Source organism: Amycolatopsis sp. NPDC059021 (assembly GCF_042739895.1).
Lineage (GTDB): Bacteria > Actinomycetota > Actinomycetes > Mycobacteriales > Pseudonocardiaceae > Amycolatopsis.
This window is the reverse complement of the sequence record NZ_JBHYIQ010000142.1, coordinates 1-9,423: the sequence shown is the minus strand read 5'-3', so window position 1 is coordinate 9,423 and position 9,423 is coordinate 1. Positions and strand designations below refer to the sequence as shown.

8 protein-coding genes are annotated in these 9,423 nt (G+C 71.2%); 2 read left to right on the top strand and 6 right to left on the bottom strand.

Going from position 1 to position 9,423, the window contains the following annotated elements:
- The first annotated feature begins 210 nt into the window (after positions 1–210).
- Together ACFWX1_RS44365 and ACFWX1_RS44360 are read left to right on the top strand one after the other, a co-directional pair.
- Positions 211–1,641, top strand: a complete 1,431-nt coding sequence (locus ACFWX1_RS44365) for an acyl-CoA synthetase (protein ID WP_378395937.1) — start codon at positions 211–213, stop codon at positions 1,639–1,641.
- Complete coding sequence (locus ACFWX1_RS44360) at positions 1,634–3,025, top strand: carboxyl transferase domain-containing protein (RefSeq protein ID WP_378395936.1); 1,392 nt, start codon at positions 1,634–1,636, stop codon at positions 3,023–3,025. Before ACFWX1_RS44365 ends, ACFWX1_RS44360 begins: the two co-directional genes overlap by 8 nt.
- A 163-nt stretch (positions 3,026–3,188) precedes the next feature.
- Here ACFWX1_RS44360 and tsaE read toward each other — a convergent pair whose 3' ends face one another.
- Genes tsaE through ACFWX1_RS44330 form a run of 6 tightly spaced genes read right to left on the bottom strand, consistent with a single transcriptional unit; the run spans position 3,189 to position 9,220 of the window.
- Complete coding sequence (tsaE, locus tag ACFWX1_RS44355; protein ID WP_378395935.1) at positions 3,189–3,653, bottom strand: tRNA (adenosine(37)-N6)-threonylcarbamoyltransferase complex ATPase subunit type 1 TsaE; 465 nt, start codon at positions 3,651–3,653, stop codon at positions 3,189–3,191.
- Positions 3,650–4,750, bottom strand: a complete 1,101-nt coding sequence (locus tag ACFWX1_RS44350) for an alpha/beta fold hydrolase (RefSeq protein WP_378395933.1) — start codon at positions 4,748–4,750, stop codon at positions 3,650–3,652. Before ACFWX1_RS44350 ends, tsaE begins: the two co-directional genes overlap by 4 nt.
- Positions 4,747–5,865, bottom strand: coding sequence for an alanine racemase (gene alr, locus ACFWX1_RS44345; RefSeq protein ID WP_378395932.1), 1,119 nt, complete (start codon positions 5,863–5,865; stop codon positions 4,747–4,749). Before alr ends, ACFWX1_RS44350 begins: the two co-directional genes overlap by 4 nt.
- Positions 5,866–5,894: 29 nt before the next feature.
- Complete coding sequence (locus ACFWX1_RS44340; RefSeq protein ID WP_378395931.1) at positions 5,895–6,986, bottom strand: ABC transporter ATP-binding protein; 1,092 nt, start codon at positions 6,984–6,986, stop codon at positions 5,895–5,897.
- Between the two features lie 4 nt (positions 6,987–6,990).
- Positions 6,991–8,421 carry a xylulokinase gene (xylB, locus tag ACFWX1_RS44335; RefSeq protein ID WP_378395930.1) on the bottom strand — a complete coding sequence of 477 codons (1,431 nt, stop codon included), beginning with the start codon at positions 8,419–8,421 and terminating at the stop codon, positions 6,991–6,993.
- On the bottom strand, positions 8,411–9,220 hold the full coding sequence (locus tag ACFWX1_RS44330) for a DeoR/GlpR family DNA-binding transcription regulator (protein ID WP_378395929.1): 810 nt from the start codon (positions 9,218–9,220) through the stop codon (positions 8,411–8,413). Before ACFWX1_RS44330 ends, xylB begins: the two co-directional genes overlap by 11 nt.
- Positions 9,221–9,423 lie beyond the last annotated feature (203 nt).

Sequence of the window (9,423 nt, the reverse complement as noted above, 5' to 3'; positions counted from 1 at the left end):
CGAGCCGGCGCGCCGCGCGCCGGGCGGCCCCCCCCCCCCCCCAGCCCCCCCCCCCCCCCCCCCCCCCCCCCGCCCCGCCTCGCCCCCCCCCCCCCCCCCCCCCCCGGGCCGGGGTGTGAACCAGGTCTCAGCGGGGGCAGCGTTGTGCGGGGTACGGTGCGATTTCGAGGCGTCCGGCAGACAGCGAAGTGCGCAACAGGAGGTCCCGCGGTGCCCGATCGGTTGTTCCCCGCCCTCACGAGCGGCTCCCCCAAGCAGGCCCTCCGCTTCGGAGAGCAGGCGTTGACGTACGACGAACTCGCGGCCGTCGCCGGCGCACTCGCCCGTGACCTGCCGAAGAGCCGTGTGGCCGTCTGGGCGACGCCGAGCCTGCACACCAGCGTCGCGGTCGTCGCCGCCCTGCTCGCCGGGGTACCGGCGGTGCCGATCAACCCCAAGATCGGGGAGCGGGAACTCGCGCACATCGTGTCCGACAGCGAACCCGCGCTGGTCCTCGCCGAGCCGGGCGCCGATCTTCCGGACGGTTTGTCGGCACTGCCGCGCCGGGACATCGACCTCAGCATCCAACCCACGTCGCAGGCACTGCCGGAGGAACCCGGCGCCGAGACACCCGCTCTGATCGTCTACACCTCCGGCACCACGGGCCCGCCCAAGGGCGTCGTCCTTCCGCGCCGCGCGCTCGCCACGACCCTCGACGCGCTCGAGGACGCCTGGCAGTGGACCGCCGACGACGTCCTCGTGCACGCGCTGCCCCTGTTCCACGTGCACGGCCTGATCCTCGGCATGCTCGGGCCGCTTCGGCGTGGCGGGTCCGTACGCCATCTCGGCCGGTTCTCCACTGACGGCGTGGCGCGCGAACTGGGCGACGGCGCGACGATGCTCTTCGGCGTGCCGACGATGTACCACCGCATCGCCGGCGAAGTCGCCGAGAACGAAACGCTCGCGAAGGCGCTACGCGGCGCGCGGCTGCTCGTGTCCGGCTCCGCAGCCCTGCCGGTACACGACCATCAGCGCATCACCGCGGCCACCGGCCAGCAGGTGATCGAGCGCTACGGGATGACCGAGACGCTCATGAACACCAGCGTCCGCGCGGACGGCGAACGCAAGCCGGGCACCGTCGGGGTCCCGCTCGCGGACGTCGAGCTGCGGCTGGTCGGCGAGCACGGGGAGCCGATCGACGAACTCGGCACCGTCGGCGAGATCCAGGTCCGCGGCCCCAACCTGTTCACCGAATACCTGAACCGGCCGGACGCGACGTCGGCCGCGTTCGACGACGGCTGGTTCCGCACCGGCGACATGGCGACGCGCGACGCCGACGGGTACGTCCGGATCGTCGGCCGCAAGGCGACCGACCTGATCAAGAGCGGCGGCTACAAGATCGGCGCCGGTGAGATCGAGAACGCCCTGCTGGAGCATCCACACGTCGCCGAGGCCGCGGTGACCGGCGAACCGGACGACGACCTCGGCGAGCGGATCGTCGCGTGGATCGTGCCGGACGGCGAGCCGCCGACGGCGGCCGAACTGGCCGATCATGTCGCCCGGCTGCTCACTCCCCACAAGCGGCCGCGGGTCGTCCGGTATCTCGACGCGTTGCCACGCAACGACATGGGGAAGGTCATGAAGCGGGCCCTCGGTGGCTAGGCTGCCTGCTCGCGAGATCGTCGACCTGGTTTCGGCCGGTTTCCGCGAGCTAGTGGTCGAGCACACGGCGGAGCCCGAGGACGGGCCCATCGGCTGGCCGGGGTACCGCGATGCGCGCAGCGCCGCCGCCGAACGCAGTGGCGAGTCCGAGTCCGTCGTGTGCGGGACCGCGAAGCTTGGTGGTGCCGAAGCGATGTTGATCGCGTTCGAGTTCGGCTATCTCGGCGGTTCGCTCGGCCAGCGCACCGGCGACCGGATCGAGGCGGCGTTCACGCAGGCCAGGGCACTGCGGCTGCCGGTGGTATCCCTCATCGCGACCGGCGGCAGCCGGATGCAGCAGGGCATGCGGGCACTCACCCAGCTACAGCGGCTCGCACGGGCAGCGGCGCGGGCACGCGCGGAGGGCATTCCGCAGATCTCCGTATTGCGCGATCCGACGACCGGTGGCGGCTGGGCGACGCTCGGCGCAGGCGCCGACGTCGTGCTCGCGCTGCCTGGCTCGCAGGTGGGCTTCGCCGGGTCACGGGTACGGCCCGCCGACGCGCCTCCGGAGGCGTACACGGCTGAGGCGAAGTTCGGCGCGGGCCAGGTGGACCAGATCGTGCCGCCGGAGCAACTGGCCGGCGCACTGGAACGCTGGGTCCGGCTGCTGACCTCGCGCTCGGTTGTCCCTGCTGATCCGCCCGAGGCGTTACGAGCGGTATCGCTGCCGTCGACCGGCTGGGAAGCCGTTCAGGCGGCCCGGGCCGCTTCGCGTCCTCGCGCGGCCGAGTATCTCGACGCCTACTTCGACTGGCGAGAAGAGATCAGCGGAGACCGCTGCGGAGGCGTCGATACCGGGGTGTCATGCGGGTTCGGCTGGCGGGACGGGCGGGCGATCGCGTTCGCCGCACAGTGCGGGACCGCGACGTCCCCGGCCGGATTCCGGACCGCGGCGCGGCTGGTGCGGCTCGCCTCGCGGCTGGGTGTGCCGGTGCTGACGCTGGTGGACACGCCGGGGGCGGCCAACGACGCTGCGGCGGAGCAGGCCGGGGCGGGCGCGGCGATCGCGGAGCTGTTCGAAGCGATCGCGACGGCGATGTCGGGCTCGGGATCCGCGTCCGGGTCTCGGTCCGCCGGCTCGGCGCCCGTGCCCACGCCCGTGACCACGCTCGTGATCGGCGAAGGCGGCTCGGGCGGCGCGCTCGCCTTCGCGGCGCCGGGGTCGACGTGGGTCACGCCCGATGCGTACTTCTCGGTGACGTCCCCCGAGGCCGCGGCGTCGATCCTCAAGCTCCCGGCCTCCGAGGTCCCCGCCCTCGCGGACCGGCTGCGCCTTCGCCCCCAGGACCTCGTCGACCTAGGCGTCGCCCGTGCCGTCGTGGACCCGGCCAAGCGCGTTTAGCGGGCTAAACGCGGTCCTTAGCACCCCTACATAACCCGCTGACCTGCGCGAATGCATTTAGCCCGCTAAACGCGTCGGGCGGAGTCGCACGCGGATCCAGCCCAGACCAACCGACCCCACGAGGCGCACCCCGCCGAATACTTAGCCATGCTCAGCGCCGCGTTTAGCCCGCTAAACGCAGGTCGGCGGCCCGGGTCGACCAGGTGCCGTGAGGTTCCAGCGCGACGATCCGGACGTCGTCCTCGCGACGCTCCAGCCGGACGACGAGGTAGTCCGACGACAGCCGCTCCGCCGACCCCTCGCCCCATTCGACGACGACGGCCGAGCGCTCCAGATCCGCGTCCAGATCCAGATCGTCCAGCTCGGCGAGATCCCCGCCGAGCCGATAGGCGTCGACGTGCACCAGCGGCACGCCGGTGGCCCCAGCGGGATGGACCCGCGCGAGCACGAACGTCGGCGAGCTGACGCGCCCGCCGACGCCGAGCCCGTCGGCGATCCCCCGCGTCAGCGTCGTTTTCCCCGCACCCAACGGCCCGGACAGCAACACCAGGTCACCGGGACGCAGCGAACGGCCGAGCACCCGGCCGAAGGCCATCGTCGAATCAGGAGTCGAGAGTTCGTACTTCACGCGCGCTTCCACCACCAGTTCCGCCCGGAGGACGACTCGCCGTCCGCCCCGGCACACCGTTGCACCAGATCGATCAGATGACTGTCCACCAGTTCCGGCTGCTCCAGCTGCACCATGTGCCCCGCGCCGCGCACCCGCACCAGCTCCGCGTCCGGCAGCTCCCCCGCGATCCGCTCGGCGTGCGAGAACGGCGTGAACTTGTCCGAGTCTCCCCCGATGACCAGCACCTGCGCGTGCTTGAGCCCGGCCAGCGCCGCGTACCGGTTATGACTGCCCAGCGTGTCGACGAAGTTGACCAGCCCTCGCACCGGCGTCACGGCGAGCATTTCGAGCATGAAGTCGACCAGCCGCGACGAGACGTCCCGGCTGCCGAACGCCAGCCGCCGCACCGCCTGGCGCGTCAGCTGACCGCCGGCCGCCCGGACGAACTCGACGAGCCCCGGCTGCCAACCGGCCAACCCGCCGACGCCCTTCGTGAGCGGGTTGTACTTCGACAGCAGCGAGCGCGGCAGCCCACGGGCCCCGACCTCGCCCGCCGCCGTGGCGATGAACGCGACACCACAGACCCGGTCCTCGAACAACTCGGGGAATTCCGCCGCCAGTTCCATGATCACCATGCCGCCCATGGAATGCCCCATCAGCACGATGGGCCCCTCGGGCACCACCGCCCGCAGCACGGCGTCGAGATCCCGCGCCAGCTGCTCGATCGTGCTCGCCGCGGTCGACGCCTCGCCGGACTGTCCGTGCCCGCGATGGTCGTAGTACACCTGCCGCACGCGCGGCAACGTCAGCGACGCCAGATCACGACGCTGGAAATGCCACGACTTCCGCGACAGCGCGAACCCGTGCACGCCGACCACGGTCAGCTCCGGTTTCCCGCCGTCCGCAGGGTCGACCTCCTCCACCGACAACGGCGTTCCGTCCTCGGCCGCGACCGTCGACGTCCGGTCCGGCTTCAGCTCCCCCAACGGCTCGTCCACGAGTGCGTCCTCACTGTGCCGCCGCTGCTGCGCGGCGACCGCGATGGCGGCGGCGGTCCCGGTGGCCACGGCACCGACCCCGCCGGCGATGGCCAGCAGTCGTCGTGAAGGAGTCACGAGCGATCCCCCAGATACCTCCGCCGGACCCGCGGCCGGTACATCGACGTCACGATCTCGTAGTCGATCGTGCCCAGCTTGTCCGCCCATTCCCGCGCTGTCGGCGCTCCGCCCACGCCGGCGCCGAACAGGACGACCTCGGCGCCGACCTCGGGTTCGGCGTCCCCGCAGTCCACCACCAGCTGGTCCATGCACACCCGCCCGGCGACCGGGCGCCGCCGCCCGCCGAGCCAGACGTCCAGGCGACCGGACAACGTCCGCGGTACCCCGTCGGCGTAACCACACGGCACGAGCGCGAGTGTCGTGTCGCGTTCCGCTGTCCAGGTGTGCCCGTACGACACGGACTCGCCCGCCGCGATCCGCTTGGTCAGCACCACCGACGACCGGAACGTCATCACCGGGCGCAGGTTCTCGTCGCCGGGAACCGGGTTCAGCCCGTACACCGCGATCCCCGGGCGCACCAGGTCGAAGTGCAGATCGGGACGGGTCAGCACGGCCGCGGAGTTCGCGATGTGCCGCATCGGATCGAGGCCGGCCGCCCGCGCGACGTCGTAGGCCTCGTCGAAACGCTTGGCTTGCAGGTCGATCGACGCGTGCCCCGGCTCGTCCGCGCAGGCGAGGTGCGACCAGATCCCGACGACCTCGATCAGCGATTCCGCCGCCGCGGCCTCGACCAGCTCCGCCCACAGCGCGGGCGGGCAGCCGTTGCGCGAAAGCCCGGTGTCGATCTTGAGGTGCACGCGAGCGCGGGTACCCACCTGCCGCGCGGCGGCCACGATGCGCCGCAGCTCACCGATCGAACTGGCGGCGAGGTCGATGCCCGCTTCGATGCCGGGGGCGAAGTCGACGTCGGGAACGTCGAGCCAGCTGAACAGCCGCGCGGTGATCCCGGCACGGCGCAGCTCCAGCGCCTCGCCGAGGGAACAGGTGCCGAGCCAGCTCGCGCCCGCCTCGAGCGCGGCGCGCGCGACCGGCAGCGCGCCGTGACCGTACGCGTCGGCCTTCACCACCGCCATCAGCGCCACGCCGGAGGCGCGTTCGGCCAGCAGGGAGACGTTGTGGCGCACGGCGTCGAGGTCGATCACGGCCTCGGCACGCGGGAAACTGGGAGTCATAACGACCCCCAGTTTCCCATGTGTCCAGGTCAGGACAGGCGCGACCCGGTGGTGGCGGAGAACACATGCAGCTCGTCGGGACGGATCCGCAGGTGCAGCGTGTCGCCCATGGCGGGCGGTGTGCGCGGATCCACACGGGCGACCACGTTGGACTTCGTGCCCTCGGCGTCCGATTCGGCGAGCTTGCCGTAGACGTAGGCGTCCGAGCCGAGTTCCTCGACGAGGTCGACCTTGATCGGCAGCGTGCCGTCTGCGGACCCGGTGACTTCCAGCGACTCCGGCCGGAACCCGATCGTGACGGTGTCCCCGTCGGCCGCGGCGATGACGTCGCGGGGCAGCGGCACGCGCGCACCGCCCAGCTCGGCGCCGTCCTGGGTGAGTTTCGCGGTGACGAGGTTCATCGCGGGCGAGCCGATGAAACCGGCGACGAACGCGTTCGCGGGCTTGTCGTAGAGCGCACGCGGGGTGTCGCACTGCTGGAGAAGACCGTCCGAGAGCACCGCGACACGGTCACCCATCGTCATGGCCTCGACCTGGTCGTGCGTGACGTACACCGTGGTGACGCCGAGACGCCGCTGCAGCGCGGCGATCTGGGTCCGGGTCGACACCCGCAGCTTGGCGTCCAAATTGGACAGTGGCTCGTCCATCAGGAACACCTGCGGTTCCCGCACGATCGCCCGGCCCATCGCGACACGCTGCCGCTGGCCGCCGGAAAGCGCCTTCGGCTTGCGGTCGAGGAATTGCTCGATATCCAGCAGCTTCGCCGCGTCGAGAACCTTTTGCTTGATCTCCGACGCGGGGCGCCCGGCGATCTTCAGCGCGAAGCCCATGTTCTGCGCCACCGTCATGTGCGGGTAGAGCGCGTAGTTCTGGAACACCATCGCGATGTCGCGGGAACGCGGTGGCAGCTGGGTTACGTCCCGGTCGCCGATCCACACGGCGCCCTCGTCGATGTCCTCCAGCCCGGCGAGCATGCGCAGGCTCGTCGACTTGCCGCAGCCGGAAGGCCCGACCAGCACGAGGAATTCGCCGTCGGCGATCTCCAGTTCGAGCGCGTCGACGGCGGGCCGCTCGGCGCCGGGGTAACGCCGGGTCGCCTTGTCGTAGGTGATGCTGGCCATCGGTTCAGTCCTCTCCGATTATCGCGGGAATTCCGTGCGCGGCTTCCCGCGCCTCGAGGTGTCGATACTGGATGCGGCGGCCCTCAGCGCGCTGCGCTTCGGTCGGCTCGTCCAGCGCGAGCCGCGTCTTTCCTTGCCAGGTAGGCGGTTCTCCGGTGTTCGCGAGCGCCCACGCCGCCTGCCGCGCGGCGCCGACAGCGACATACTCGGCGACCGGCGGGATGCTCACGGGAACGCCGAACACGATCGGCGCGACCTCGCGCACGGCAGCGGATTGCGCACCACCGCCGATGAGCAGCACGCGACGGACGTCGAGCTCCTGCTCGCGCACCGCGTCCAGTCCCGCCGCGAGCCCGCACAGCATGCCCTCGACCGCCGCGCGCGCGAGGTTCTCCGGAGTCATGTTCGCCCGGGTGAGCCCGCTCAGGGAACCATTGGCGTCCGGGAGGTTCGGCGTGCGTTCACCGTCCAAATAGGGCAGTAACGTCAGCCCTCCCGCACCCGGCTCGGCGGCCAGCGCGAGCCGGTCGAACTCGTCCTGGCCGACACCGAGCATCGCGGCGCTCGCGGTGAGCACCCGAGCGGCGTTGAGCGTGCAGGCGAGCGGCAGGAATTTCCCGGTGGCGTCGGCGAATCCGGCGACCGTGCCGGTGGCGTCCGCCGGCGCGGTAGCCGACCTGCCGAACACGGTGCCGCTGGTACCGAGTGAAACGACGACGTCGCCGGGGCCGAGTTCGAGGGCGAGCGCGGCGGCCATGTTGTCGCCGGTGCCCGCCGAAACGAGCACACCGTCCTCGGTGTGCCCCGCGACTTCGGCTGGGCCGAGAACCGTTGGCAGATCAGGGGTTCGACCGAAGGCGTGCTTGAGGAGATCGGTTCGGTAAGCGCTTTCAGCCGCGGAGTAGTAGCCGGTGCCGGAGGCATCGCCGCGATCGGTCACGGGCGCTCCGCGCTGACCGAGGATGCGCCACGTCAGCCAGTCGTGCGGAAGCAGGACACGGGCGACACGGTCGGCCAACTCGGGTTCGCGCTCGGCCATCCAGCGCAGCTTGGTGATCGTGAAGCTCGCGACCGGGACCAGCCCGACCGCCTGCGCCCAGGATTCCGGCCCGCCGAGTTCGTCGCAGAGGTCGACGGCGGCTTGGGCCGACCGGTTGTCGTTCCACAGCAAGGCAGGACGGACGACGTTCTCCTCTGCGTCGAGAGTGACGAGCCCGTGTTGCTGACCGGCGACCCCGATCGCCTTGACGCCGTCGAGCAAGCCGTGCTTCGCCTGCGTGAACGCGTCCCACCAGGCGGCGGGGTCGACCTCGGTGCCGTCTGGGTGCGCGGCCCGGCCGGTACGGACGACCTCGCCGGTGCGCGCGTCGCACACCACGACCTTGGTGGATTGTGTCGATGAATCGACACCGGCGACCAGCATGTCAGCTGTCATACGGTTGGCCCTCCTCGACGTACTCGACGAGTTCGACGGCAGTGCTCGCGTTCAGCGCGGCCTCGATCTCCTCGGTGGGGGTCGACTCGTCGGTGATGAGCAGGTCGTAGTCGCCGACGACACCGTGCGCGAAGGTCGCGGTGCGGCCGAACTTCGAGTGGTCGACGACGAGGACGTTCCGGTTGCTCGTGCGCAGCGCGGCCTTCTTGAGCTCGGCGTAGTCCTGGTCGGGGTGATACAGCCTGCCGACGGCGACCGCGGAGACCGACGCGAACCCGACGTCGGCGTGGATGCGCTCGAGCAGGGCGAGCACGTCGGGGCCGATGCAGGAGTCGAACTCGTGGTGGAACCGGCCGCCGGCGAGGACGACGTCGACCTTGGGGCCGAGCAGGCGCGCGGCGTGCAGCGAGTTGGTGATGACAGTCAGGCCCTCGACCTCGGCGAGCCTGCGGACCAGCGGGAACAACGTCGTGGAGTCGTCGACGAAGACGGTCTGGCCGGGTTCGACCTGGCGGATGGCGGCGTCGGCGAGTGCCTCTTTCACGGCGAGGTTGACGGTGCCGCGGAAGCGGGCGGCGTTCTCCATCGTGAACGCCGGGTAGGCCTCGACCCGGCCACGGAGCTTGCGGAGCAGGCGGCGGTCGGCGAGGTCGTCGAGGTCGCGGTGCATCGTCATCAGGCTGACGCCGAAGTGCGCGGTGAGGTCGTCGATGCGGGCCTCGCCATGCTCGATGACGTAGTCGAGGATCTCCCTGCGCCGCTGCTCGACGGAGGCGTCCGAGGGCCGGGTCTTAGACACGCCACCCCCAGCTCACGACACCTGTGTCACCGCTCACGCCCCCTTCTTACCAGATTTTCTCCCGCGACTTAACACCCAACGCGATAACTCCCCACCTCTGCCCTCCCGCCCCCTCCCCGCTGCCCCAAGCGGGGGGTTGTCTCGGACTACAGCGCGCCCCCGGCGCGCCGGGCGGCAGGTGGGTGGGCGATCTTCTGCAGAGT